At 41.8% G+C, this 24,579-nt stretch carries 25 protein-coding genes and 1 other annotated feature; of the genes, 16 read left to right on the top strand and 9 right to left on the bottom strand.

Features of this window, described 5'->3' with window-relative positions; genetic code table 11:
* Window positions 1-218 precede the first annotated feature (218 nt).
* Window positions 219-395, bottom strand: coding sequence for a hypothetical protein (locus tag GLV98_RS11740; protein WP_160915310.1), 177 nt, complete (start codon window positions 393-395; stop codon window positions 219-221).
* A 193-nt stretch (window positions 396-588) separates the two neighbouring features.
* On the opposite strand from GLV98_RS11740, the gene GLV98_RS11735 reads away from it, so the two are divergent.
* Both GLV98_RS11735 and fabF read left to right on the top strand, forming a co-directional pair.
* Entirely contained in the window at window positions 589-1,527 is a 939-nt protein-coding gene (locus tag GLV98_RS11735) for a beta-ketoacyl-ACP synthase III (protein ID WP_160915308.1), read from the top strand.
* Between the two features lie 18 nt (window positions 1,528-1,545).
* The gene (gene fabF / locus GLV98_RS11730) at window positions 1,546-2,787 is read left to right on the top strand and encodes a beta-ketoacyl-ACP synthase II (protein WP_160915306.1); all 1,242 of its coding nucleotides are present in this window, start codon (window positions 1,546-1,548) and stop codon (window positions 2,785-2,787) included.
* Between the two features lie 39 nt (window positions 2,788-2,826).
* On the opposite strand, the gene GLV98_RS11725 is transcribed toward fabF, so the two are convergent.
* Window positions 2,827-3,822 (bottom strand): LCP family protein, encoded by a 996-nt coding sequence (locus tag GLV98_RS11725; RefSeq protein ID WP_237417115.1) that lies wholly within the window; start codon window positions 3,820-3,822, stop codon window positions 2,827-2,829.
* 182 nt (window positions 3,823-4,004) lie between these two features.
* Between GLV98_RS11725 and GLV98_RS11720 the strand changes: the two genes are divergently transcribed.
* Together GLV98_RS11720 and GLV98_RS11715 are read left to right on the top strand one after the other, a co-directional pair.
* Window positions 4,005-4,205: a hypothetical protein gene (locus tag GLV98_RS11720; RefSeq protein ID WP_160915304.1), complete on the top strand. Its 201-nt coding sequence runs from the start codon at window positions 4,005-4,007 to the stop codon at window positions 4,203-4,205.
* Between the two features lie 90 nt (window positions 4,206-4,295).
* Window positions 4,296-5,057 (top strand): YjbA family protein, encoded by a 762-nt coding sequence (locus GLV98_RS11715; protein ID WP_160915302.1) that lies wholly within the window; start codon window positions 4,296-4,298, stop codon window positions 5,055-5,057.
* 27 nt (window positions 5,058-5,084) lie between these two features.
* Here GLV98_RS11715 and trpS read toward each other — a convergent pair whose 3' ends face one another.
* On the bottom strand, window positions 5,085-6,086 hold the full coding sequence (gene trpS / locus GLV98_RS11710; RefSeq protein WP_160915300.1) for a tryptophan--tRNA ligase: 1,002 nt from the start codon (window positions 6,084-6,086) through the stop codon (window positions 5,085-5,087).
* 58 nt (window positions 6,087-6,144) lie between these two features.
* Window positions 6,145-6,343 (bottom strand) — a binding site (T-box leader).
* Between the two features lie 53 nt (window positions 6,344-6,396).
* On the bottom strand, window positions 6,397-6,759 hold the full coding sequence (locus tag GLV98_RS11705) for a DUF3899 domain-containing protein (RefSeq protein WP_237417127.1): 363 nt from the start codon (window positions 6,757-6,759) through the stop codon (window positions 6,397-6,399).
* A 416-nt stretch (window positions 6,760-7,175) separates the two neighbouring features.
* On the opposite strand from GLV98_RS11705, the gene GLV98_RS11700 reads away from it, so the two are divergent.
* The 8 genes from GLV98_RS11700 (at window position 7,176) to spxA (ending at window position 16,608) form a co-directional block, all read left to right on the top strand.
* On the top strand, window positions 7,176-8,879 hold the full coding sequence (locus tag GLV98_RS11700) for a peptide ABC transporter substrate-binding protein (protein ID WP_160915296.1): 1,704 nt from the start codon (window positions 7,176-7,178) through the stop codon (window positions 8,877-8,879).
* Window positions 8,880-9,057: 178 nt separating this feature from the next.
* Window positions 9,058-9,984, top strand: a complete 927-nt coding sequence (gene opp3b / locus GLV98_RS11695; RefSeq protein ID WP_160915294.1) for an oligopeptide ABC transporter permease — start codon at window positions 9,058-9,060, stop codon at window positions 9,982-9,984.
* 6 nt (window positions 9,985-9,990) lie between these two features.
* The gene (gene opp3C / locus GLV98_RS11690) at window positions 9,991-11,121 is read left to right on the top strand and encodes an oligopeptide ABC transporter permease (protein WP_160915292.1); all 1,131 of its coding nucleotides are present in this window, start codon (window positions 9,991-9,993) and stop codon (window positions 11,119-11,121) included.
* 16 nt (window positions 11,122-11,137) lie between these two features.
* On the top strand, window positions 11,138-12,196 hold the full coding sequence (locus tag GLV98_RS11685; RefSeq protein WP_160915290.1) for an ABC transporter ATP-binding protein: 1,059 nt from the start codon (window positions 11,138-11,140) through the stop codon (window positions 12,194-12,196).
* A complete protein-coding gene (locus GLV98_RS11680) occupies window positions 12,193-13,131 on the top strand; it encodes an ABC transporter ATP-binding protein (RefSeq protein ID WP_160915288.1) in 939 nt (312 codons plus the stop codon). The genes GLV98_RS11685 and GLV98_RS11680 overlap by 4 nt, the downstream gene beginning before the upstream one ends.
* A gap of 169 nt (window positions 13,132-13,300) precedes the next feature.
* Window positions 13,301-14,521: a putative glycoside hydrolase gene (locus GLV98_RS11675; RefSeq protein WP_160915286.1), complete on the top strand. Its 1,221-nt coding sequence runs from the start codon at window positions 13,301-13,303 to the stop codon at window positions 14,519-14,521.
* An 813-nt stretch (window positions 14,522-15,334) separates the two neighbouring features.
* Complete coding sequence (locus GLV98_RS11670; protein ID WP_160915284.1) at window positions 15,335-15,925, top strand: GNAT family N-acetyltransferase; 591 nt, start codon at window positions 15,335-15,337, stop codon at window positions 15,923-15,925.
* Between the two features lie 287 nt (window positions 15,926-16,212).
* Window positions 16,213-16,608: a transcriptional regulator SpxA gene (gene spxA, locus GLV98_RS11665; protein WP_008638741.1), complete on the top strand. Its 396-nt coding sequence runs from the start codon at window positions 16,213-16,215 to the stop codon at window positions 16,606-16,608.
* An 84-nt stretch (window positions 16,609-16,692) separates the two neighbouring features.
* On the opposite strand, the gene GLV98_RS11660 is transcribed toward spxA, so the two are convergent.
* Window positions 16,693-17,358: a TerC family protein gene (locus GLV98_RS11660; protein ID WP_160915282.1), complete on the bottom strand. Its 666-nt coding sequence runs from the start codon at window positions 17,356-17,358 to the stop codon at window positions 16,693-16,695.
* 296 nt (window positions 17,359-17,654) lie between these two features.
* On the opposite strand from GLV98_RS11660, the gene mecA reads away from it, so the two are divergent.
* The 3 genes from mecA to pepF all read left to right on the top strand — a co-directional run bounded on the left by mecA (window position 17,655) and on the right by pepF (window position 21,570).
* The gene (mecA, locus tag GLV98_RS11655) at window positions 17,655-18,353 is read left to right on the top strand and encodes an adaptor protein MecA (protein WP_160915280.1); all 699 of its coding nucleotides are present in this window, start codon (window positions 17,655-17,657) and stop codon (window positions 18,351-18,353) included.
* 191 nt (window positions 18,354-18,544) lie between these two features.
* Window positions 18,545-19,696, top strand: a complete 1,152-nt coding sequence (locus tag GLV98_RS11650; RefSeq protein ID WP_160915278.1) for a competence protein CoiA family protein — start codon at window positions 18,545-18,547, stop codon at window positions 19,694-19,696.
* Window positions 19,697-19,761: 65 nt separating this feature from the next.
* Window positions 19,762-21,570: an oligoendopeptidase F gene (gene pepF / locus GLV98_RS11645; protein ID WP_160915276.1), complete on the top strand. Its 1,809-nt coding sequence runs from the start codon at window positions 19,762-19,764 to the stop codon at window positions 21,568-21,570.
* 40 nt (window positions 21,571-21,610) lie between these two features.
* Here the strand turns inward: pepF and GLV98_RS20000 are convergent, their stop codons facing one another.
* The 4 genes from GLV98_RS20000 to GLV98_RS11630 form a co-directional block, all read right to left on the bottom strand.
* A complete protein-coding gene (locus tag GLV98_RS20000; protein ID WP_202410018.1) occupies window positions 21,611-21,787 on the bottom strand; it encodes a hypothetical protein in 177 nt (58 codons plus the stop codon).
* A gap of 92 nt (window positions 21,788-21,879) precedes the next feature.
* Window positions 21,880-22,767, bottom strand: a complete 888-nt coding sequence (locus GLV98_RS11640) for a DsbA family protein (RefSeq protein WP_160915274.1) — start codon at window positions 22,765-22,767, stop codon at window positions 21,880-21,882.
* Entirely contained in the window at window positions 22,764-23,162 is a 399-nt protein-coding gene (locus GLV98_RS11635; protein ID WP_160915272.1) for a globin, read from the bottom strand. Before GLV98_RS11635 ends, GLV98_RS11640 begins: the two co-directional genes overlap by 4 nt.
* Window positions 23,163-23,216: 54 nt before the next feature.
* Window positions 23,217-23,801 (bottom strand): CYTH domain-containing protein, encoded by a 585-nt coding sequence (locus GLV98_RS11630; RefSeq protein ID WP_160915270.1) that lies wholly within the window; start codon window positions 23,799-23,801, stop codon window positions 23,217-23,219.
* A 133-nt stretch (window positions 23,802-23,934) separates the two neighbouring features.
* Between GLV98_RS11630 and GLV98_RS11625 the strand changes: the two genes are divergently transcribed.
* A complete protein-coding gene (locus GLV98_RS11625) occupies window positions 23,935-24,573 on the top strand; it encodes a GTP pyrophosphokinase (protein ID WP_160915359.1) in 639 nt (212 codons plus the stop codon).
* Window positions 24,574-24,579: the final 6 nt, after the last annotated feature.

The raw sequence follows: 24,579 nt of genomic DNA, 5'->3' as shown, positions 1-24,579 counted from the left end.
AACAACTTTCTTCTTAACTTCTTCAGGATAATGAACTTTTTTACCCATAAGAAAAACACCTCCAAGTGTAAGTAGTATTACAACTTTGAAGGTGTTTTATTAAGTCTCATTTTATTAGGTCACTCTAGATAGCTTCAGAGGTCTTTTTTTAATTCGTATCAAAGAATCAAATAACTTATATGAACAACACTGTTGAAAGAAGTGAAAGGGAAATGATTTTATTTCTTAAACTTATCAATCATCGGTTTGATCATCGGTGACACGGATTTCCACGTTTTGGATGCTTCTTGAAAGAGATCATTGAGTTTCGGTTGCGAATCTTTCTCCCCTTCGTTTTCTTCCTGCTGACGGAATCCCCAGAAATCATCAAATGGGGATGACTTTCTTTTGCCCATGCAAGCACACCTCCTCTGTTACAATTTATGAAAAATCGTTCAGTATTTTGTAGGCAGGTACAACAGATATTAAAAAGAAGTACGAGTTCAAGGATGGACTATTGCAAAACTTGCAGATTGGCCCAAGATGAATTAAAATTAGTACCAAGTCATAAGAATTGATATTAGATATTACCTTTAAGGGGATGAATATATGAACGCAGGATTCTTGGGCGTTGGACACTATGCGCCAGAAAAAGTGCTGACCAATAAAGACTTGGAGGAAATGGTGGAGACGAGTGATGAGTGGATTCGTACGCGAACTGGAATTGAAGAACGTCGAATCGCTTCAGACGAGATGGATACTTCTGATTTAGCATTTCGTGCAGCAGAAGAAGCGTTGAAAGATGCTGATATGAAAGCAGAGGATCTTGATATGATCCTCGTTGCTACTGTTACTCCAGATACACCATTTCCATCTGTCGCAACCATGCTTCAACATAGGCTTGGGGCTAACAAAGTCGCGGCAATGGACTTGAGTGCAGCCTGTGCCGGGTTCATGTATGGAGTCATTACAGCTAAACAATTCATTGAAACGAATGCCTACAAAAATGTTCTTGTCGTCGGGGTTGAGAAACTTTCAAAAATCACGGACTGGACAGACCGCAATACTTGTGTTCTGTTTGGTGATGGAGCAGGAGCTGCAGTCATTGGTCCGGTAGATGATGATAAAGGAATTCTTTCCTTTGAACTGGGAGCAGATGGAGCAGGCGGGCCTCACTTATATCAGACACCTGAGGACACATTGTTCATGAATGGTCGTGAAGTATTCAAGTTCGCCGTGAGACAAATGCCTGAATCCTCGGTCAATGTCGTTAAAAAAATTGGCCTGAGTGAACAGGATGTTGACTATTTAGTGCCACACCAGGCGAACATAAGAATTATGGAAGCAGCGAGACAACGCTTGGGAATCCCTGAAGAAAAAATGTCTACGCAGGTGAAGCGTTATGGAAATACTTCTTCAGCGTCTATTCCGATTGCTTTGTCAGAGGACGTGAAGGCAGGTAAAATAAAAGATAATGATCTAGTTGTTCTTGTCGGATTCGGTGGCGGACTCACATGGGGAGCCGTGGCCCTTCGATGGGGGAAGTAACCAAGGAGGAATGGAATGATGGATAAACATCGTGTAGTCATTACCGGAATGGGAGCGGTAACTCCTGTCGGTAATTCAGTAGAAGAAATGTGGAACAATATTAAAAATGGTGTCTCCGGCGTCGGGGAGATCACGAAAGTCAATAAGGAAGACTATCCTGTCCATGTGGCAGCAGAATTGAAAGACTTTGACCCTTCTGATTATGTGGATCGTAAAGATGCTCGTCGTATGGACCCGTTCGTCCAATATGCGATGGTCGCTGCACATATGGCCGTGGAAGATGCAAAGCTTGAGATCACGGACGATGTCGCTCATAGAACCGGCGTATGGATTGGCTCTGGGATCGGTGGAATGGGAACGTATGAATCCCAATTCGAAACGTTCCAGAAAAAAGGCTACCGTCGCGTCAGTCCGTTTTTCATCCCTATGATGATACCGGACATGGCTGCGGGGCAGGTTTCCATTGCGCTCGGAGCTAAAGGGATTAATTCCTGTACGGTAACGGCCTGTTCTTCTGGTGCAAACTCAATCGGAGACGCTTTTAAAGTGATTCAACGCGGCGATGCCGATATTATGATTGCTGGTGGTACAGAAGCGCCGATGAATAAAATGTCTTTTGCAGGATTCGCCGCGGCGCGTGCGTTATCCCTCAATGAAGACCCACAAACAGCGAGCCGTCCATTTGATAAAAACCGCGATGGTTTTGTCATGGGAGAAGGGGCAGGCATCCTCATTATGGAAACGCTGGAATCCGCGAAAAAACGTGGAGCGAAAATCTATGGCGAGTTGAAAGGCTATGGTTCTACAGGAGATGCCTATCACATCACGTCTCCAGCACCTGAAGGAGATGGTGCGGCACGTGCGATGAGACAAGCGATTGATGATGCAGGATTGAAACCGGAAGACATCGATTACTTGAACGCTCACGGAACGTCCACAGAACTGAATGATAAATTCGAAACCCATGCAGCCAAGACGGTATTCCAAGAGCATGCGAATAAATTTGCGATTTCTTCAACGAAATCCATGACGGGTCACCTTTTGGGTGCTGCAGGTGCGGTTGAAGCGGTCATTTCATTAAAAGCAATCAACGATGGAATACTGCCTCCGACGATCAACTACGAAACTCCAGATCCGGAGTGTGACCTTGATTATGTTCCGAATGAGGCACGTAAACAAGACGTCAATACGGTGATGAGTAACTCACTCGGGTTTGGCGGCCACAATGCTAGTCTTATTTTCCAAAAGTACGAAGGATAAAAAAAGCCCGATGTCTGTGATCCAGACATCGGGTTTTCTTTATTCTCTTTCAAAAAATTGTAGTAACGTTTGCTTCGTAGATTTCTCATCGTGGTTCAGCACTAAGCCGATGGGATAAGGCTTTCGTTCATCCCATACATTATCTGTCGTAGGGATGCTGATCATATCCATGGATTCCACAGGATTCAGCAAAAGGTCTTTACCAACCTGGATCATTTTACTTCCACCGAGGTTCGTATCAATATACGGTTGGATGTTTCCGATCAAACGTGGGGCTTTCAGAACTCCTTGGAGAGAGAGGAGTTCATCCTTCATCAACTGAAGAACCTTCTGTTGTCTTTCAACTCTGGCAAAATCTCCTCGAGCATCACTGCGATACCTTACATAACCAAGAAGTTCTTTACCATCCAGCGTCTGTGTGCCTTCTTGAAGCTGGATATCTGTCGTACCATCCCCGGAGCGGTATTCCATGTTCTTTTCTACATCCACTTCCATTCCCTCTGGGGATAAAGTATCTACGATTTGCGTAAACCCTTGAAAGTCCACGATCGAGTAATATTCGGTATCAATACCCAAATTCATTTCTATGGTCTCACGGAGAAGCTCGGGGCCTCCCAATGCGAATGCGGCATTCAGTTTGTTGTATCCGTGTCCGGGGATCTCAACATAAAGGTCTCTCATTAAAGAAGCGACCTTGGCTTCTTTTGAAGCTGGGTCATATTCTGCAATCATGATGGTGTCCGTCCTGGCAATCTCTGATCCTCGCTGATCGACTCCCATCAGCAGCACGGTCATTTTCCCGTCTCCATTATCTCTTCCGTTGAATTCCTCTTTATACACACTTTCGACTGTTTCTACTTGATCGACACTTTCGGCAGCGGATGCCTGTTGACTCATCGCTTGATGCTTGCCTGCTAAGTACTCGTACCCAGAGTAACTGATGATTAGTAGAAAAATAAGAGCATACATCCCAATGAATATCTTTCGTTTTCGCCTTCTTTTGCTGCGTTTCCGCAAGGATCTCGACTCTGACAACGTCATCATCCTTTCAAACTTAACCCACTCTAAATAAACTTGTAATCCATGTCTGTCTGTTATTAAATGTACCTTTTCTTGCCAGTGAAGTAAAGACTAGGATTTAAAGGGAATTCACCGCATGACAGGGCATTTCCTTTCATAAGATAGCAATAGGAGGACGAGCCGGAGGGGATGAAGCTATGTGGTACTGGATGCTGCTATTGACAGGTTTCGGTTTCGCTGTCGCAGGAGGAACGGTAACAATCACCTATTTGAATCTCGTTCCTGCCGGATTGAGTTGGATTGAATTCTTTATCCTGATTCGTACACGTGTGGAGTGCTATCTTTTTCCTATTGGGTTGATATTCATTACGACAGCCTTAATTCTGATGGAAGATTAATTTTCTAAAATATGGATTCAAAGAATAAAAAAGCCAGCATTGGTCATAATGTAACCAAAAGAGATCACCGAGTGAAAGTGAGGGTCCGAAATGTTATACATGCATGATCTGTGGGTGAACTGGTTTGAAGGTGAAGAGAATGGGTATAACGTCTGTCGTTTTCATGAATGGCGTAAAGAGGATGGAATTGAGCTGATCGATCAAATACCTTTGATTTTAATCAGTGATGAATTATTTAATTTTATTGAAAATGATTTGCAAGATCTACCAGCATCACTGCTCCAGGATGTCCATCGGAAAACGTATATGAAGAAGAATCAAGAACGTCACACAGTTGAATATGCAGCGGTCGTCACGAATGGAAAAGATGTCATGGTATTTGATACGATTGGTTACACGCTTCCGGTTAAGAAGAGTCGTTTAATACCAAGACAAGAACGTCTTGTTTTTGAAATGGTTCAAGGGAAAGAACCTGAACACTATTTAATAGAAGAAAGAGTTCTAAAAGAACATCATATTTTATCGTTAGACCCAGGGAAAATGTCTGGATTGACGCGGAGAGAACGGCAGTTGAAACAGCTTTTGATGATGGCATTGGATCAGTTAAAGCAATCGGATCACCCCGAAGAAATCCGCTATTGGTTGACGGAATGGAATCCTGCACAATATCCAACGATTAAGCAATTCTCTGATGCGGAAGCATGGGATCGTTTATATGAAGGAACGTGCAATGGGTGGTCAATGGCTCACGAAGAACTATGCAAGAAGATGGTGAAAGGTCAGCCTTTCTTTGAAACCATATGGCAAGGAGAGAACGAAGGAGTTTCACAACATATGAAAAGCCAGAATTGAGGGAAATACTCAATTCTGGCTTTCTTGTTATTTCTTCTTCTTCACGCGGCCGAGGCCCATGGCTTTCTTTGCTTTGCGGATCATTTTATTTGCTTCATAGGATGCTTTCTCGGCTCCTGCATCTAAAATATCATCCAATTCCTCTGATTGGATCAGTGTTTTGTAACGCTCTTGGATCGGGTTCAATACGGCAATAACCGCCTCTGCGACCCCTGTTTTAAAATCGCCATATCCTTTTCCTTCATACTTTTGTTCTAACTCTTCAATACTTGCACCACTACAAGCGGACTCAATCGTCAACAGGTTTGAAACACCTGGCTTGTTTTCTTTATCATACTTCACAATTCCCTCAGAATCTGTAACGGCACTCTTGATTTTCTTCATAATTTTCTTTTCATCATCCAACATAGATATAAATGCTTTTTGGTTTTCATCAGATTTGCTCATTTTCTTCGTAGGTTCTTGAAGAGACATGATGCGTGCCCCTTCTTTGGGAATACTTACTTCAGGAACAGTGAAAATGTCATTGAATTTATTGTTGAAGCGTTGAGCTAGGTTCCTTGTAAGTTCCAGGTGCTGTTTTTGATCATCCCCGACTGGTACGATATCCGTTTTATATAGAAGAATATCTGCTGCCATCAATGGAGGGTAGGTAAGGAGACCGGAAGATACACCCTCCTTTCCACCGGCAGATTTGTCTTTGAATTGCGTCATACGCTCCAGTTCACCAATGTAGCTGACGCATTGTAACATCCAACCCAATTGAGTGTGGGCGGGAACTTCCGATTGAATGAAAAGGGTCGCTTTCTCCGGGGCAATCCCTGAAGCTAAGTATAGAGCTGCCAGCGAACGGATGTTTTCTCTCAATTTCAGACGCTCTTGCGGAACAGTAATCGCATGTTCATCAACGATACAAAAATAACAGTGGTTATCATCCTGCAATTCTGTAAAGTGTTTCATGGCTCCAATGTAGTTTCCAAGTGTTAATGTACCACTTGGTTGGATGCCTGAGAAGATTGTTTTCGTCATCATCATCACCTCAACGTTTATTTTTGAACAAAAAAAGATCATTCATCTCTTCCATTATGGAAGGGACGAATGATCCGCGGTGCCACCCTAATTACTTCTAATCATATAGAAGTCATCTTGAATCGTTAACGCCGATTTACGTCATTTTTGAAGCTCCAAAGGCCCAATTCCGTAGGGTGTCCTCAACTGTTTTCACCGACCACAGCCTCTCTGTAGAGGATCCACCTTACGTACTTATCCTTCTTCATTGCATTTCGTACTATATTAGTAAGTCAGTATTATATCGGATTCATCCACTGGATGCAAGTTCTTATGTTGAATAGTAAAGGAAAAGTAAAGCCAGTAAACTTACGCCTAACAATGTCCCATGAAATAAGAAGAACCTGGGCAACGTTTTGTGTACGGTTTGAGAGGGGAGGGGTTTTTGTTCCCAATCGTCTAAGTAATCCCTCTGTTTGGACATGCGGTTTGTAAAACGCCTGAAACCGTATGTGATCCCATCAAAGAATCCCCCTCGGATCACCCACATGATAATTCCTACAAATATATAGAAGTAAGCGATATAAAAGAGCTGGTTAATATAATGAAATAAATCGTAAGTAGGGGCCAGTGTAATAAACAAAATCGTGACAATAGCAATATTCAAACAAAAAATAAACCATTTATTTTTCATGATGGCCACATCATTTCCACCTTTCATACAAACTCGACCTATATTATAGCACGTTTATCAAGTATGAAGGAATTGTTAACGCAATAAATAAACTGAAAATTCAACTTTGGTAAAATATTGTATGTAATATTCAAACGCTTTAACGGATAACCGTAATAAATAACATTGTTTCAAAATCCCATATCTTTTTTTATGCATTTGAGCTTATAAATAATAAGTTTAGGGCTATAACATTGTAAAATAAACTAGGTAATTAGTCTCATTTTGTGTTACTGAAACGTAATAATGATGGGAATCCTGAGAGTTTTCAAAAAAAAAGGTAATGCAAAATAGTTAGAAAACTTGTATAATTCGATATGTGGACAAAACGCCACAACAAATTTTTAGAAAATTTTTAGGGGAGGTCATTTTCTATCATGAAAAAGACAAATTGGTTATTGCTAGTACTTGCACTAGTACTTAGCATGTTCCTCGCAGCTTGTTCTGGTGGATCAGACGATACGTCAAATTCCACAGATGATGCTGATTCCGAGGAAACAACAGAATCTGAAGATACTTCCAGTGAAGAGGGAGAAGCTTCAGGAGAACAAGTACTTAACATTACAGACAGTGCAGAGATTCCAACAATGGACGCATCTCTAGCAACTGACGCTGTAGCATTCCAATGGTTAGGTTCTACAACAGACGGTCTTTATCGTCTAGGTGAGAACGCTCAGCCAGAACCAGGTATCGCTACAGACCACGAAGTAAGTGAAGACGGACTTACTTGGACGTTCAACCTTCGTGAAGACGCTGTTTGGTCAAACGGCGATCCTGTCACAGCGAACGATTTCGTTTACGCTTGGCAACGTGCAGTAAACCCTGATACAGGTTCTGAGTACGGCCCATACATGATGGGTGGCGTCATCAAGAACGCACAAGCTGTTGTTGACGGTGAAGTTCCTGTCGAAGAGCTGGGTGTTACTGCTGATGGCGACTACACACTAGTAGTAGAACTTGAAAAGCCAGTTCCTTACTTCGAATCTTTGACTACTTTCGGTACATTCCTACCGTTGAACCAAGCATTCGTTGAAGAACATGGTGATCAATACGCTCTTGAAGCGGACACACTTCTTTCCAACGGTCCATTCGTTCTAACTGAGTGGAACCACGGTGAAGGCTGGACGCTTGAAAAGAACCAGGATTACTGGGATGCAGAAAATGTAAAACTTGAAACAATCAACGTTAACGTTGTTAAAGAAACATCTACGGCTGTAAACCTTTATGACACTGGTGAAATTGACCGTACTGGTCTTTCTGCAGAATTTGTAGACCAATACCGTACTTCTGATGATTTCAAAGTCGAAGAAGAGCCTGTATTGTTCTACTTGAAGATGAACCAGGAAAACGAAGTATTGGGTAACGTTAATGCTCGTAAAGCGATCCAAATGGTCATCGACCGTCAATCCATGGTTGATGTTATCTTGAACAACGGATCTATTCCTTCTGTAGGTCACGTACCACAGAACTTTACGAAGCACCCTGAAACAGAAGAAGATTTCCGTGAGCTTAACGGTGATCTAATTGAAACAAATGTTGAACAAGCTCAAGAGCTTTGGGCTACGGCTAAAGAAGAGCTTGGCATGGACACAGTTGAACTTGGCTACCTTGGTGGCGACAGTGAAGTTGCAATGAACATGGATGCTTACATCAAGGACCAGCTTGAGCAATTAGAAGGTCTAACTGTCAATGTTCAGTCCGTACCTTTCAAAGAGCGCCTTCAGCGTGACGAAAACATGGAATATGATATCCAAAACTCTGGTTGGGGTCCTGACTACATCGACCCGAACACGTTCTTGAACATGTTCGTAACAGATGGCGGAAACAATAAGACTGGATACTCTTCTGAAGCGTACGACGGTCTAATTGAAAAAGCGAATACTGAGCTTGCTCAAGAGCCAGTGGAACGTTTCGAAACTTTCCTAGAAGCTGAGAAAATTCTTATCCAAGAAGATGCAGTTCTTGCACCTCTTTACCAGCGTGCAGTAGCTCAACTTTGGAAGCCTTATGTTAAAGGTGTAATCACTCAGCCTATGGGACCTGACTACACTTACAAGTATGCTTATATCGAAGGTAAATAATTGAAATAACTATTTCCAACCACATATAGGCTTGCTTTAAAGGGGAGAGAGTATATGTCCAACGTGTTGGCGTATGCTCTCTTTTTCCCTGCCATCAAATTATTCAGATTATAGACAAATTTCTGTCAATTATGACAACATGATAAGTTTGTAGGTTTACACATATGGAGGTGTTGATATGACTCGTTATATAATCCAGCGTTTAGTATATATGGTTATAACGATGTTTTTAATTGCTACCTTAACGTTCTTTCTGATGAAGTTTTTACCAGGTACTCCCCTAAGTGCTGCAGATAAATTATCAGATGAACAGCAAGCGGTAGTTTTAGAAAAATACGGATTGAATGATCCAGTTCCTGTTCAGTATTTCAACTATATGGTCAATTTGGCTCAAGGTGATTTAGGTATTTCCTTCCAGTTCGATAATCGAGAAGTTACTACAATAATCATGGAGAGAATAGGCCCGTCTGTTCAACTAGGTTTCCAAGCGATGATTATCGGAACAATCATTGGTATGTTATTGGGATTGGTATCTGCGATATACCATAATGGAATCATGGACTATACGTCGACATTCCTGGCTGTATTAGGACAGTCGATACCATCGTTTGTATTTGCGGGCTTACTTCAGTTCTATATTGGTGTTAAGTTCGGCTGGCTGCCAGTTGCCCTGTGGGAAGGCTGGGAATATACTATACTACCAACCATTTCGTTGGCCATCTTCCCAATTGCAATTGCTGCCCGTTTTATGAGAACAGAAATGCTTGAGGTGATGGGATCTGATTATATCGTGACAGCCCGCGCCAAAGGCGTAAATAAAGTCGGTGTTGTATTTAAGCACGGTTTAAGAAACGCTTTAATTCCATTGATTACAGTGTTAGGACCGCTAGCTGTAGGATTGATGACAGGTACGCTTGTTATTGAAAATATCTTTGCTGTACCTGGAATTGGTGAACAGTTCGTTAAGGCGATCAATATGAATGATTTCCCAATCATTATGGGTACAACCCTCTTAATCGCTTTCCTATTCATCTTCATCATCCTGGTCATCGACTTGCTTTACGGAGTCATTGACCCGAGAATTCGACTGGCGGAAGGAGAGTAATCGACTATGGATAACCACAAACCATCGAAAGACCTATTTGTGCCCGTAGAAACGACAGAAACAGAAAATGAGAAGATATCACGGCCGAGCCTTTCCTTCTGGCAAGATTCCTTTATCCGTCTCCGCAAGAACGTAGGAGCGATGATTGGACTAGCTGTTTTGATTGTTTTAGGATTAATGGCGGCTTTTGGTCCATATATGAACGATTATGGACAGTATGAACAAGATCTTTCCCGTGCCAAAATGCCACCTAAGATAGAAGGTCTAGCGTGGCTAGGTATGGATGGTACACTTTCTGATGTACAGTCTGCCGATACACTAGAGGACGCACAAACAAAAGCCTTGATGCGTTTTAATAATCAGGAAGAGTTTATTACTACGGAAGTATTGAATGATGGCTCCAATGGTGAGCAAGCAGAAGTCAGAGCCACTTATGATGTTTATGCTGCCAAGGACATGGAAGAAAACTTCTGGTTTGGTACTGACGGATTGGGACGTGATCAGTGGTCCCGTACTTGGATGGGGACACGTGTCTCTCTTTACATTGCCCTGCTAGCTGCAGCTATAGATATGGTTATTGGAGTTGCTTATGGAGGGATTTCAGCTTATTACGGCGGTCGTGTGGACAACTACATGCAACGATTCATTGAAATTCTAGTTGGTATTCCAAACTTGGTTCTCATCATTTTGATGATTCTAATACTAGAACCAGGAATCATGTCTATTACAATAGCCCTTGCCATATCAGGCTGGATATCAATGGCACGGATTGTCCGAGGACAAATATTGAAATTGAAAAACCAAGAGTTCGTTCTTGCATCTAGAACGCTTGGTGCGAAAGATGGACGTATTTTACAAAGACACTTAATTCCGAACACTTTAGGTTTAATTATTATCAACACGATGTTTTCGATTCCTTCAGCGATTTTCTTTGAAGCTTTCCTAAGTTTTATCGGACTAGGTCTACCAACTCCGATGGCCTCTTTAGGTACACTCATTGATGCAGGTTTCGATTCATTGCAGATCTATCCGCACATTCTATTATTCCCGGCAATTATAATCTCACTTATCATGATTGCCTTTAACGTCTTAGCTGATGGTCTTCGTGATGCATTCGATCCGAAGATGCGTGAATAGGAGGTAGGTGTACAAAATGGAAAAACTACTAGATGTTAAAAACTTGCACGTCTCCTTTGACACCTACGGTGGTGAAGTCAAAGCTGTACGCGGTGTAAACTTTGATGTGAAAAAAGGAGAAACCTTAGCTATTGTAGGAGAGTCAGGTTCCGGTAAATCCGTTACAACGAAAGCGCTCATGCACTTGATTCCAAAGCCGCCAGGTCGGATCAAAGAAGGGGAAATCCTTTTTGAAGGTCGAGACCTTGCGAAAATGAATGAGAAACAGATGCAGAAGATTCGTGGTAAAGAAATCTCTATGATTTTCCAGGATCCTATGACATCTCTGAACCCGACGATGAAAGTCGGAAATCAGATCATGGAAGGTCTGATCAAGCACCAAAAAATGAGTAAACCTCAGGCACGTAAACGTGTGATGGAATTACTCGAACTTGTCGGTATCCCAGATGCTGAAAACCGTATGAAACAATATCCACACCAGTTCTCGGGCGGTATGAGACAGCGTGTTGTAGTTGCGATTGCCTTAGCGTGTAATCCTAAACTGTTGATTGCCGATGAGCCTACAACAGCCTTGGATGTAACGATTCAGGCGCAAATTCTCGAGCTTATGAAAGATATTCAAAAGAAAACAGATTCAGCGACCATCTTCATCACGCACGACCTAGGTGTTGTAGCCAACGTTGCTGACCGAGTAGCTGTTATGTATGCAGGGAAAATTGTCGAAGTCGGAACAGTAGATGATATTTTCTATAATCCACAACATCCGTACACATGGGGATTATTAGGCTCCATGCCTTCACTTGACAGCGCGGATGAAGAGCTTTTTGCCATCCCTGGTACACCACCAGACTTAATGCACCCGCCAAAAGGGGACGCTTTTGCTGCACGTAACAAATACGCGATGAAGATCGACTTTGAACAAGAGCCACCAATGTTTAAGGTCAGCGATACTCATTACGCTGCTACATGGTTGCTTCATGAGAATGCACCAAAGATTGAGCCTCCAGCAGCGGTGAAGAAGCGTATGGAAGGTATGGCGAATTCATCCAGCAGTTCGGAAGGTGAACGAGTATGAGTCAAGAAAAACTAGTAGAAATTAAAAACCTAAAACAACATTTTAAGACAGGTCGTCATAGTGTAGTCAAAGCTGTGGACGGTTTGAATTTTAACATCTACAAAGGGGAAACGTTCGGACTGGTTGGCGAATCTGGTTGTGGAAAATCTACAACCGGTCGTACAATCATCCGCTTGTATGATGCTACAGATGGAGAAGTCATTTTTGACGGAGAAAATGTCCACGGGAAAAAATCACGTGAGGATTTGAAAAAGTTCAACCGTGAAATGCAAATGATTTTCCAGGACCCTTATGCATCATTGAACCCTCGTATGAAGGTTGAAGACATTATTGCAGAAGGAATGGATATTCACGGGCTAGCGAAAGATGCAAAAGCCCGTAAAGCGAAAGTCCACGAGTTGTTGGAGACGGTCGGATTAAATAAAGAGCATGCCAACCGTTACCCGCACGAGTTCAGTGGTGGTCAGCGTCAACGTATCGGTATCGCACGTGCCCTTGCTGTAGACCCGAGCTTCATCATCGCTGATGAGCCAATTTCTGCCCTTGATGTTTCCATTCAGGCACAAGTGGTTAACCTTTTGAAAAAACTTCAAGAGGAAAAAGGTTTAACTTATTTGTTCATCGCTCACGATTTGTCGATGGTCAAATATATCAGTGATCGTATTGGAGTTATGTACTTTGGAAGAATGGTTGAGCTTGCGGATGCAGATGAATTGTACAAGCACCCCATTCATCCTTACACGCAATCTTTACTATCAGCCATTCCATTACCTGATCCGGATTATGAACGTTCTCGTGAGCGTTTCACTTATGATCCTACGAAACATGACACGAGTGAAGAACCAGAGTTCCGTGAAGTACGTCCTGGTCACTTTGTTCTTTGTACCACAAAAGAATTTGAGCAGTACCAACGTGAACACGGTACAGGAAAATAATATTTTAAGAAGGCTCTGTCGCTGTGACAGGGCCTTTTTTTGAGTATGTTTAGTACAATTGTTGTGTGATAGGGAAAAATTATGAAAAAATGTCAGGGAGCTCTGTTATAAATGGCCTTCGTCTTTTATAATAAAGATTAGAAGAAATTAGGATAGGAGTAGGATGCACATGGGGAAAAGACAACTATGGATGATGATTTTCGTGGGGATTCTCCTTTTCGGAATGATGGGTTCATTAGATAGCGTTAAGGCAGAAGAAGGAGATGCGTCAAAAGAGGTCGCAATGCTTACAAAAAAACAATTGGGTTTAAAGGAATTAACCGTTCCTAGTCCAGCAGCAAGATTTACATATAACTCTGGTCTGACTTTTGAATATCCAGATGCCGTCAGAGGTATCTTTGTGACGGGGCCTTCCGCTGGTGGAGCGAAGATGGCGGAGCTTACGAAGCTTGTTGAAGATACAGAACTGAACGCCATGGTCATCGATATAAAGGAGGATAACGGGAACATCACGTTCGAGCCTGAAGAAGGTTCTCCTTACGCGGACGTTGCCGAGGGATTTATTGATGATCCACGTGCAATGTTAGAAGAGCTTGAAGAAAAAGGAATCTATCCAATTGCTCGTGTCGTTGTGTTTAAGGACAGTTTATTAGCTCAAAAACGACCGGACTTATCTTTCACTCAAAACGGACAAGTTTGGAAAAATGGAAAAGGTGAATCCTTCGTCAATCCATTTATGGAGGAAGTTTGGGAATACAACGTAGAACTTGCAAAAATAGCAGCAGAAATGGGATTTGAGGAAATTCAGTACGATTATGTTCGCTTCCCCGAAGGCTTTGGAAGCCGTGATGATGTATTGGAATACGGCCAAGGGAAGTATGGAGATATGGACATGGACAATGTACAAAAACGTGTACAGGCTGTCACGGATTTTGTAGAATATGCCAGTAAAGAGTTGGAATACTATGGGGTTGATGTATCTGTTGATATCTTCGGATATGCAGCGACGATTACAGAAGCACCGAACATTGGCCAGAATTTCTCTAAAATTTCATCAAATGTAGACGTCATCTCTTCCATGATCTATCCAAGTCACTGGGGGCCCTATTTTGGAATCTCTAAACCGGATGCAGAACCTTACCGTCTCATAAGTGAATACGCTAAAGTAGAAAACGAGGTATTGGGAGCGTTAGAGAATGCACCGACTTCCCGACCATGGTTACAGGACTTCGAAGCACCATGGCTTTATTCCGGTCCTACGAAGCAATACGGAAAAGCAGAAGTCGAAGCCCAAATTCGTGCTTTGAATGAAAACGGAATTAACGAATTCCTTTTATGGAATGCTGGAAACAACTATACAAAAGGCGTAGACTATACACCCTTAAATTAGAAAAAGGTGTGGAATCAAAAAGATTCCACACCTTTTTCTTTATTAAAGATAATGGCAGGATTGTTGAAGACTCAATTTCGAGATGTTTCGGGGTTCGTTGCCATGTTGAGCGTTAGGGGTGGCTGGGAAGCAACTCGCTTTCCTGTGGGGAGCGCCGAGCTTCCTCGGACTACGTCCTGCGGGATCTCGCCTATCTCCTTTCTCCCCCGGGAGTCTCGCAGCTTCCCAGCCACCCCATTCCATGATGTTGAGAAACGAATCCCTTTCCTGTGTGAAGGTGACTTCCACTATCCTGGTGTAATAAGCAAAAACTCCTCTATAACAAGCTTTTCGCATGCAGAATTGCGTCCTTAGGAGTTCATTTCCCTCCAGCTACCCATGTGCATAAAAGCAGCTTATTCCTGAAGTGGTTTCGAGAACCTTATGTGGTAAAGGGGCGGAGGGGAATGGCGAGACTCCTGCGGGAAAAGAGTGCATGGTGAGACCCCACAGGACGCAGTCCGAGGAGGCTCACCGCGCTCCCGCGGAAAGCGAGCTAATCCCCGCAGCCCCCATCCACTCAATAAACATCTCGAAGCTGAGTCTTCAAGAATAGGGAGCTTATCTGGAATTATAAAAGGTGAGAGAGAGGGAGGGGATGTTTTTTCGGGGCCATTTTAGGAAATGGATAAATAGAGCATATCTTAATGGAAACCTCCACATTCTATACACAGCTGACTCTACAAATGCAAAGAAATGTGTATAGAATAGCATTTAACAACTGAATGATTATTCGGTATAATAGAAGATGACTAATGATAAGGGAGTAGATCAATGAATTGGTATGAGAAGTTGAACGAGTATTTCCCAGTAGAGGAAATGAAATCGAAAGAACACATGGAAGCATTATTGAAAGAAAAAAGTAATGTGTACTACAAAGATGAAGGAGAAAACCACGTCCTTATGTACGCGGAATTCGATTCTTTTCTTTTTATCGACTATGTATACGTTTCCACTGCTTCGCGTGGTCAAGGACTTGGTCATAAACTCATCGAAAAAATGAAAGCGAAAGGGAAGCCGATTATCCTTGAAGTTGAACCTGTCGATTATGAGGATTCGGATACCGAAGCAAGACTCCGCTTTTATCAGCGTGAAGGATTCAAACATGCAAAATCCATCGGTTACACAAGACGTTCCGTTGTTACAGACGAACTCAATCAGATGGAAATCCTTTACTGGTCTCCAGAAGATGCATCGGAAGAACAAATCTATGAGCAGATGAAAGAAATGTACACAGAAATTCATACGTATAAGGATAAAGAATTCTACGGAAAGTCCTATCAGCCTGTGGATGAAGTTCTGACTCATGATGAAGATCGTGATATGGAAAACATCTTAAAAGAACTGGATAAAACAAAAAACTGATTACTTAAATACCCACCGTTCATTAAGGTGGGTATTTTCAATGGATGGCTTTTAGTTGAAAATAGAACCTCTCCATATTTTCTATAAGAAAGATGTTTAACCTTATTTATAACGTGGTATAAGTACATGGAAACGATTCATAATTGCTTTCTGTAACATATGTTCGTGTTTTTATAGATGAAACTTGACAGGTGTGTTATAGTAGAATCATGGTTAGATTATATTGATTACAAATTAAATAAGCAATTAAAGTTCTACCATAAAATATTGAGGAGTGAAGTTTCTGTATGGTTACACTTTATACCTCACCAAGTTGTACATCATGTCGAAAAGCTAAAGCATGGCTGGAAGAGCACGATATTCCTTACACTGAACGAAACATCTTTTCTGAGCCACTAACGTTGGATGAGATCAAGGAAATTCTTCGTATGACGGAGGATGGAACGGAAGAAATCATCTCTACACGCTCAAAAGTATTCCAAAAACTGAAGGTGGATTTCGATCAGCTGCCGATGCAAGATCTTTTTGACTTGATTCAGGAGAACCCTGGTTTGTTACGTCGCCCAATTATTTTGGATGACAAACGACTGCAGGTAGGTTATAACGAAGATGAAATTCGACGTTTCTTACCTCGAAGTGTACGCACATTCCAATTGAAAGAAGCACAACGCTTAGTCAATTAATAAATGAAAAAGCTGTGAAGGTGATTTTATCCTCACAGCTTTTTTTATTACCCTTTTCTCCCTCAGAAAATGGGTGTTTTTTTGTTAGACTGCCGTGCCTTTTCTTTTGTTTGAAAAATAACCTAGAGTAACGACTGCAATAACCATTACCACTGCAAACCACTGATGGATGAGTGGGTAATCCTCCATATACTGGAGGATGTAGCGGTCTTCCATGACCATCTCTGCAGCTGTGTAGCTCAAAATTCCAGCTCCGAAATAAATGAGGAGTGGAAACTTGTCCATGAGCACGAGGATAATTCGACTTCCCCAAACAATGATAGGGACGGATACAAGAAGCCCGATGATGACGAGAACAATGTTGTTGTGAGAAGCTCCAGCTATGGCAAGTACATTATCAAAGCCCATTACGATATCTGCAAAGACAATGGTTTTTACAGCAGCAGCCAGGCTGTCACCTGCTTTAATGTGGTCGGTATCTTCTGTATCAGTTAGCAGTTTCATGGCAATATAAAAGAGAAGCAATCCTCCGATTAATTGAAGGAAAGGGATTTGGAGAAGATAAAGAGCAACCATAGTCAAAAGGACTCTGGCAGCGATGGCTAAGCCTGTCCCGAGAAGAATCGCTTTGTTTCTTTGCTCAGGGGGTAAATTGCGGCTGGCCAGCGCTATGACTACGGCATTATCACCGCCAAGAATGATATCAATACTGATAATGATTAGTAATGGTTCAAGCAAGTCCCAGTTCATTGAAAAATCCTCCTGCTATGTAGTGACAAACCTAAGGGAATAAGCTAAAATATAAAGTCAATCAACCGAATGAGGGCCTATTTCCATGTTTATTCATGACACAAATGGTTATATGCTGAAATCGAGCATTTTGTTTTCCAAACAGCCTTTGCTGTCATACAATAGAAGTACATCAACCCTTACATTCTACACATCATGACGGTTGAAGCTTTGGCCTAGCGGGTAAGGTTTTATAAGCGACGCAAGGGTGAGTGTTCCCTTCCCCCTTAAAACATGACAAGAAGGGAGAGAAACGTATGGAAATTGAACGCATTAATGAAAATACCGTTAAATTTTACGTAACATATCAAGATGTAGAACAAAGAGGTTTTGACAGAGAAGAAATCTGGTATAACCGAGAACGCAGTGAACAGCTTTTTTGGGAAATGATGGATGAAGTGAACGATCAGGAAAACTTCCAGGCCGATGGGCCATTGTGGATTCAGGTCCAGGCAATGGACAAAGGACTAGAAGTGATCGTGACTAAGGCCCAAGTATCCCAGGATGGCCAAAAGCTTGAACTTCCGAATGAGGACGGTAAGGCAATTGATGTTCCAGTGGATGAAAAACTGGAATCACTGCTTGATGATAAATTCCATTCTTCTGAAGACTATGATCAAAGCAATGATTATGAAGAGGATCAGGAGGAGTCAGATGAACCACTGACGTTCACACTCAAGTTCAATGATTTTGAAGATGTGATCCAACTGAGCCACTATGTATTACCGGCTGATTCCATGGAGCAGCGCTTATTCCATTTTGAAGATCGTTACTATTTATATATTCAATTCAATGATGAAAATATGAGTGATGATGACCAAGAAAATGTGTTGAGTCAACTTATGGAATACGGATATGAGTCATCCCTTACGATTCACAGGTTGGAGGAGTATGGAAAGACGATATTCAACGAGAAGGCATTAGAATCCGTAAAAGAATATTTCCCTGTCGATTAATTCGACGAGCACACAACCACGTGTGCTTATTTTTTTTGTATTATAACCCACCTATATATTTCCAATTAGAATCTTAAAACATGAAGAATCAGTTCCGTCAGACTTACATATTTGAGTTGGAGGTCCGGCATGATAAGCAGGATTAATGGGGACATGTGTCGAATAAAAAGGATATAGGAGGTGATTAGTCAGTGTTGTATGCTTTGGATACAAATGGAGAATTACAATCTTTGTATCAGCTGAGGCAAGCAGAAATAAATCAGGCAAGGAAGACCCCTTATTTTTGTCCTGTTTGTCATGAAATGTTGCAAATACGATCGGGTCCAAGGACGGTTCCTCACTTTTCCCATTTTCCCAAAAGCAATTGTACGGAGATAAAAGGAGGGGAGACTCTCGAGCATGATCGGGGGAAATGGCGGTTGTTTACATGGTTGAAAAATCAAGGGTATGACGTTCACCTGGAGCACTACTTGCCCGAAATTAGACAACGACCCGACTTATTTTTAATGGTCAATGAAAAGATAATTGCAATTGAGTATCAATGTGCTTCTATCTCCAAGCGTGAAATCAATAAACGAACATCCTCCTACCGGGATGCAGGAATTTTCCCTCTCTGGATTCTTGGTGAGAAACATCTCCCTTCCTCTATCTCCAATCATTGTTCTCTCAGTGATTTTACTCGTGCTTTCCTCTATTACTTAAATGATGATTATCACTTATATTTCTTCCATGCTTCCAAAAATACAATCTGTGTGCTTTCCAATGCAAAATCCGCAGGTGGGCGTCGAGTCTTTGCCAATAGGTTCTCTACGACCATAACGAATCTGAGTTTTAGCCAATTATTCTCCTCTATATCATGTAGTCACATTGAAGATCATTTTATCAAAGAAGTGGAAAGATTATGGTATAAAAACCGGACCGTTTATCAGAGCCAGGTAAGTTCTGAAGAACGGCAATATCGTCAGTATCTTTACTTAAGGGGTTATCACTTCTCGTTGATCCCGAGCATTTGTTATTTACCTGTTCCTGGCCAAGTTCAGGCTGGGATGAGGCCGTATATATGGCAGACTCGTCTTTTCCTCGATCATTTTTTCCACCTTCCGATAGGTTCCTTCATTGAATTTCCCTTCTTGAATCTCCCTTCAACTCCCAACGGATATGTCCCTCATTTAAGTCAACAATATTTAGACCTACTTACTCAATTAAATATCATAGAAAAAACAGGGAAGAATAATTATATCAAGAGCAAACAGGTCCCCTTCCACAAACGAGTAGAGGATGCTCTAGAAGATGACCGTAGGACGTTGGAACAGTTGAGAAATTTGCAAAGAATTAATATTTAAGAAGGGATTTGCACCTCAATCGAGAAATTTTTAGGGTGACGAATTATTTTGAAGGAGGAAGTTGGATGTCGTCTGCGAAAGAGTTACCAAAAAGAGAAGAAATACCTGTTGAAAAAACATGGGATCTGGAAGCCATGTTTGCAACTGATGAAGAATGGTATAAAGAATTAGAAGAAGCAAAGGAGTTGCTTCCTGAATTAGAAAAATACCAGGGTAAACTTGGGGAATCAGCGGAACAGCTGTATGAGCTTCTTTCCTTTCAAGATAAAATTTCTCATAAAATTGGCTTGTTGTACACGTATGCCCACATGAGAAATGACCAGGATACAACGAATGCTCATTATCAGGAGATGAATGCTAAGGCTGAAAACTTATATACGAAGATCGCCTCGGTTATGAGTTTCATCGTTCCGGAGATTCTAGCTCTTCCTGAGGGGAAAGTAAAAAGCTTTATTGAATCTTATGAACCCTTGGAGCTCTATGAACATACACTCGATGAAATCACACGTCAACGGGCGCATGTATTGAGTGAGAAAGAAGAGAAATTGTTGGCTGGTTTCTCTGAGATTGGTGCCAATCCTTCACAAACATTCGGCGCGTTAAACAATGCGGATCTCACTTTTCCGACGATCAAAAATGAAAAAGGAGAAGAGGTTGATCTAACCCACGGGCGCTATATCAATTTTCTGAAGTCCGATGATCGGGAAGTGAGGAAATCTGCATTTGATGCGATGTATGATACGTTCGGATCGTTCAAGAACACATTTGCCTCAACACTCGGTGGACATGTGAAGAAGAATAACTTCAACGCCTCTGTAAGGAAGTATGACCGGGCACGACAGGCGAAACTAGACAGCAATAATATTCCGGAGTCGGTTTATGATAACCTGTTGGAAGCAGTGAACGAGAGATTACCTCTCTTGCATCGCTATGCCGAGCTTCGAAAAGAAGTGCTCGACCTTGATGAAGTTCATATGTATGACTTGTACACCCCACTTGTGAAAGATGCTGAGATGGAAATTTCGTATGATGAAGCTCAGGAGTTGGTTACCAAAGGCTTGGAACCATTGGGTGAAGAGTATGTCAATATCGTCAAAGAGGGGTTTGAAAATCGCTGGATTGACGTAGAAGAGAATAAAGGGAAACGAAGCGGTGCTTATTCATCCGGCCACTATGGAACGAACCCGTATATTCTCATGAACTGGCAGGATAATGTAAACAACTTATTCACCTTAGCTCATGAGCTCGGGCATTCTCTTCATAGTTATTATACACATAAAAACCAGCCTTATCGTTATGGCAATTACTCCATTTTCGTGGCAGAGGTAGCCTCTACATGTAATGAAGCGCTTCTCAATGATTATATAATTAAGAAAACCAACAGTGAAAAAGAGAAGCTTTATTTATTGAACAACTTTTTGGAAGGCTTCCGTGGGACGGTTTTTCGCCAGACGATGTTTGCAGAATTTGAACATGAAATTCACATGCAAGCCCAGAATGGCGAAGCCCTGACCGCTGAAAAACTGACAGAAATTTATTATGATCTCAATAAGAAATACTTCGGTGATAACATTGTCATTGATGAGAAAATCGGTCTTGAGTGGGCGCGTATCCCGCATTTCTATATGGGATATTATGTGTACCAGTACTCTACCGGCTATGCAGCAGCACAGGCATTAGCAGGACAAATCCTTGAAGAAGGGGAGCCGGCGGTTGAGCGCTACAAGAATTTCCTGAAGGCGGGTAGCAGTGATTATCCGATTGAGGTTTTAAAGCAGGCCGGAGTTGATATGACGTCGAAAGATCCGATTTTATCAGCTTTGGATGTGTTTGAGGAAAAATTAAATGAAATGGAACAGCTTTTAAGAAAATAACACAGATAAACCCACAGAAGAAAAGGTTCTGTGGGTTTCCTTATTTAAAGCCTCTAAATGTTTTTTTGTGGGATGGTATGGATACAATCAAGTAAATCGCAATCAACAGTAAGGGGGAACTGATGTAGATCGGATATAAATTCATGAGTGCGAACAAGTGGAAAGCAGCGAGAAATATCATACTAATTACGAACAGAAGGACTACCCAAATCTTCATCTCCACACACACCTCCATGGTCCAGTTTATGGGGAAGAATGGATGCCCATGACTCCTAGACATAGAAAAAACTCCCGTCTCCGGGAGTTTGATCAAGTTTCGATATATTGCCAAAAAGCCCCATGCTTAACGGGAATTTCGCGCACTTTTTGCTTGAGTACAAGCTTCTTCATTTCCCGTTTGGCTTCTTGTTCTGTCCAGTCATACACAACGGCAATCTCTTTGTTAGCGACGAAGCGATAGTGTTGCAAGAAATCCTCCAAAGCTGGTTTTATTCCTGGCTTTGGATCTTTTTGTAGCATTTCTTTCAACACTTTCACATAAACCTCGTACGTGTATAATCCTGTGATTTTCAAACCAGCATCTTCTTCTGATTCGTTAAAGACGACAATGGTAGGAGTGGAATCCACATCCATTTCATGAGCTAACTTCAAGTCACACTGCAAAGCTCTTCTTGCAGCATCTCCGTGAAGGTCTTTTTTGAATTCAGAAACATCTAGGCGGGACTTTTCAGCACATTCGATTAACACCGATTCGTCTGAAATGTTTTGTTTTTCCAAGAAAACATATTCCTGTACTTTACGTAAGAAGCGCATTCCAGCTTTTTTTCCTTGTAATTCAGCCGCTTTTACAGCAAGAGCCGTGGCGAACGGGGAGGATACAGGGTTTTCAAGCCATACATCCCCGTCACAGCACATACCTGTCCGAGAACCTGTCTTGTCCCACGCCTCTTTTAAGTTTTCAGGCTTTTTCATTTTATTCTGGTGTAAAGAGGATAGCTTCCCGCTGATGATCGGCCGGAGAGTAAAGAAGCGTCCGTATTCGATCGTGAGCTTTTTGAGGAAGGGTTCCAGTGACCAGCATTCAGGGCATAGGGGATCAATGAATACATAGATCTCAATCGGTCTTTTCAGTAAATCGAAAAAACCGCTCGCTGTACCTGTTGGATCACGGTCACTGTTTAAACTTTTCCAACTCACATCGATTCTCCTTTCTCATCTTCTGGTGAATTCATCATATGGTTTGCAGTCATCGTAAGCCTTTCAACCATAAAAGAACGATGAGGTTCTTGTATATCTACCTCATTCATTGCGCCGGACATGCAGGATAACCACGCATCTCTTCTTGTAGGCGTAATTTTAAAAGGCAAATGTCGTGCCCGTAGCATAGGGTGGCCGTGTTCCTCAACATAGAGTGGGGGGCCGCCGAAAAACTGGGTTAAAAATTGCTTCTGTTTTCGTATGGTTTCTGTAAGGTCGTCCGGGAAAATGGGAATTAAATCCGGGTGCTCCCTTACACGTTTATAAAAAGCTTCAACAAGCTCGTCGATTTTTTCTTTTCCTATTTCCTCAAAAAACGTTTCTCGTTGTTGCATAGCATCCCTTCCTGTCTGTTCATCATTTTAGCAATGAGGGCTAGAGAACGGCAACTATTCTGATTGCAGTTGCTTTCTGTCGTAGAAACGTTTGATCTTATTATCTGTCTCACGGTTCGGAATATTGCATGCATGCAGGATTTCGTCGATCACTTTTTTTCCGGTCTTTTTTGAACTGGCCTCTACTTCCAGCTCATAATCTTCCTTGTCGTAATAAAGGCTGTGGTCAAGAACAACGGTTGCCTCCTTGTAGGCCAATTCTTTTCGTCTCGTTGTTAGAGAACCGAGATAGTGGAGATCTTTAAAGGAAATACCAAGGTCATCCAGTTGTCTGGATACGTGAGGCTTTTCTGTCATTTTGTTTTGAATCCAAAGATTTGCTTCTTCTTCTGTAAGCGAATCATGTGTTTCAAGCAGACCTTCTGCATGTGGTTGCTTCAACGTCAATGTCCATTGACCACTTTTTTGACGGATTCTCAAAGCAGCTCCTTGCTGCTTAAGATTTAGGTCTTCTGTTTCAAAATAATAATTGGTTTGCTCCATGAGTTCAACTGATTTGAATGGTAAAAAATGATAAACCTTTTCATATTCGTCTTCTGTTAATAAGTTTTTAAACTCGATTTCAATTTCCTGTGCCATGGTTAAGACCTCCTGATCGTAGTATAATGTCAGGCGCTCTGCTTATTCTGCAGGCTAACTTTATGATACAATGAATGATGAACAAAACGCACATATTTACTATGAAGATTGGATACATAAAGGTGGTTGCTTGATGAATTGGGATATATTTATAGCACCTTATGCACAAGTAGTGGAAGAGTTAAAAATTAAATTAAAAGGCATGCGCCGGCAATTCGAATATGAGGAGGAACAATCTCCTATTGAATTTGTAACCGGGCGAGTGAAGCCGAAATCAAGCATAATTGAAAAGGCAAGGCGAAAAGCCATTAATCCTGAAAACATCGAAGAAGAACTCCAGGATATAGCTGGGGTGAGAGTAGTTTGCCAATTCGTTGATGACATTTATGCGGTTGCTACCATGCTTCGGAACCGGCATGATTTTGAAATTGTAGAAGAGAAAGATTACGTTTCAAGGAAAAAGGATAGTGGGTATAGGTCATTCCACGTCATTATTCGTTACCCGGTGGAAACCATTCATGGAGAGAAAAAGGTATTGGCCGAAATTCAGATCCGTACCCTTGCTATGAACTTTTGGGCCACCAATGAACACTCATTAAATTATAAATATTCGGGGAAAATACCATCAGAAATCAAATCACGTCTTAAACGTGCCGGTGAAGCTGCCTTTCTGCTCGATGAAGAAATGTCAAAAATAAAAAGCGAGATCCAAGAAGCTCAACGGGCGTTTTTAAGAAAAGAAGAACAGAAAAAGAACCCTAGAAAATCTTAAAGGAGT

Origin of the sequence: Halobacillus litoralis (assembly GCF_009856415.1) — a bacterium.
GTDB classification, from domain to species: Bacteria; Bacillota; Bacilli; order Bacillales; family Halobacillaceae; genus Halobacillus; species Halobacillus litoralis_C.
Note: the sequence above shows the minus strand (reverse complement) of the source record. Positions and strands in the feature narration are given on the sequence as shown.

Bases quoted from the DNA above. Each gene is read 5' to 3' on its own strand.
- GLV98_RS11675 (WP_160915286.1), top strand. From the start codon at position 13,301: ATGGGGAAAAGACAACTATGGATGATGATTTTCGTGGGGATTCTCCTT.
- GLV98_RS11625 (WP_160915359.1), top strand. From the start codon at position 23,935: ATGAATTGGGATATATTTATAGCACCTTATGCACAAGTAGTGGAAGAG.
- trpS (WP_160915300.1), bottom strand. From the start codon at position 6,086: ATGACGAAAACAATCTTCTCAGGCATCCAACCAAGTGGTACATTAACA.
- GLV98_RS11720 (WP_160915304.1), top strand. From the start codon at position 4,005: ATGTGGTACTGGATGCTGCTATTGACAGGTTTCGGTTTCGCTGTCGCA.
- opp3b (WP_160915294.1), top strand. From the start codon at position 9,058: ATGACTCGTTATATAATCCAGCGTTTAGTATATATGGTTATAACGATG.
- GLV98_RS20000 (WP_202410018.1), bottom strand. From the start codon at position 21,787: ATGAAGATTTGGGTAGTCCTTCTGTTCGTAATTAGTATGATATTTCTC.
- GLV98_RS11700 (WP_160915296.1), top strand. From the start codon at position 7,176: ATGAAAAAGACAAATTGGTTATTGCTAGTACTTGCACTAGTACTTAGC.
- GLV98_RS11635 (WP_160915272.1), bottom strand. From the start codon at position 23,162: ATGCAACAACGAGAAACGTTTTTTGAGGAAATAGGAAAAGAAAAAATC.
- GLV98_RS11680 (WP_160915288.1), top strand. From the start codon at position 12,193: ATGAGTCAAGAAAAACTAGTAGAAATTAAAAACCTAAAACAACATTTT.
- GLV98_RS11740 (WP_160915310.1), bottom strand. From the start codon at position 395: ATGGGCAAAAGAAAGTCATCCCCATTTGATGATTTCTGGGGATTCCGT.
- mecA (WP_160915280.1), top strand. From the start codon at position 17,655: ATGGAAATTGAACGCATTAATGAAAATACCGTTAAATTTTACGTAACA.
- fabF (WP_160915306.1), top strand. From the start codon at position 1,546: ATGGATAAACATCGTGTAGTCATTACCGGAATGGGAGCGGTAACTCCT.
- GLV98_RS11685 (WP_160915290.1), top strand. From the start codon at position 11,138: ATGGAAAAACTACTAGATGTTAAAAACTTGCACGTCTCCTTTGACACC.
- spxA (WP_008638741.1), top strand. From the start codon at position 16,213: ATGGTTACACTTTATACCTCACCAAGTTGTACATCATGTCGAAAAGCT.
- GLV98_RS11735 (WP_160915308.1), top strand. From the start codon at position 589: ATGAACGCAGGATTCTTGGGCGTTGGACACTATGCGCCAGAAAAAGTG.
- pepF (WP_160915276.1), top strand. From the start codon at position 19,762: ATGTCGTCTGCGAAAGAGTTACCAAAAAGAGAAGAAATACCTGTTGAA.
- opp3C (WP_160915292.1), top strand. From the start codon at position 9,991: ATGGATAACCACAAACCATCGAAAGACCTATTTGTGCCCGTAGAAACG.
- GLV98_RS11670 (WP_160915284.1), top strand. From the start codon at position 15,335: ATGAATTGGTATGAGAAGTTGAACGAGTATTTCCCAGTAGAGGAAATG.
- GLV98_RS11660 (WP_160915282.1), bottom strand. From the start codon at position 17,358: ATGAACTGGGACTTGCTTGAACCATTACTAATCATTATCAGTATTGAT.
- GLV98_RS11630 (WP_160915270.1), bottom strand. From the start codon at position 23,801: ATGGCACAGGAAATTGAAATCGAGTTTAAAAACTTATTAACAGAAGAC.
- GLV98_RS11705 (WP_237417127.1), bottom strand. From the start codon at position 6,759: ATGAAAAATAAATGGTTTATTTTTTGTTTGAATATTGCTATTGTCACG.
- GLV98_RS11715 (WP_160915302.1), top strand. From the start codon at position 4,296: ATGTTATACATGCATGATCTGTGGGTGAACTGGTTTGAAGGTGAAGAG.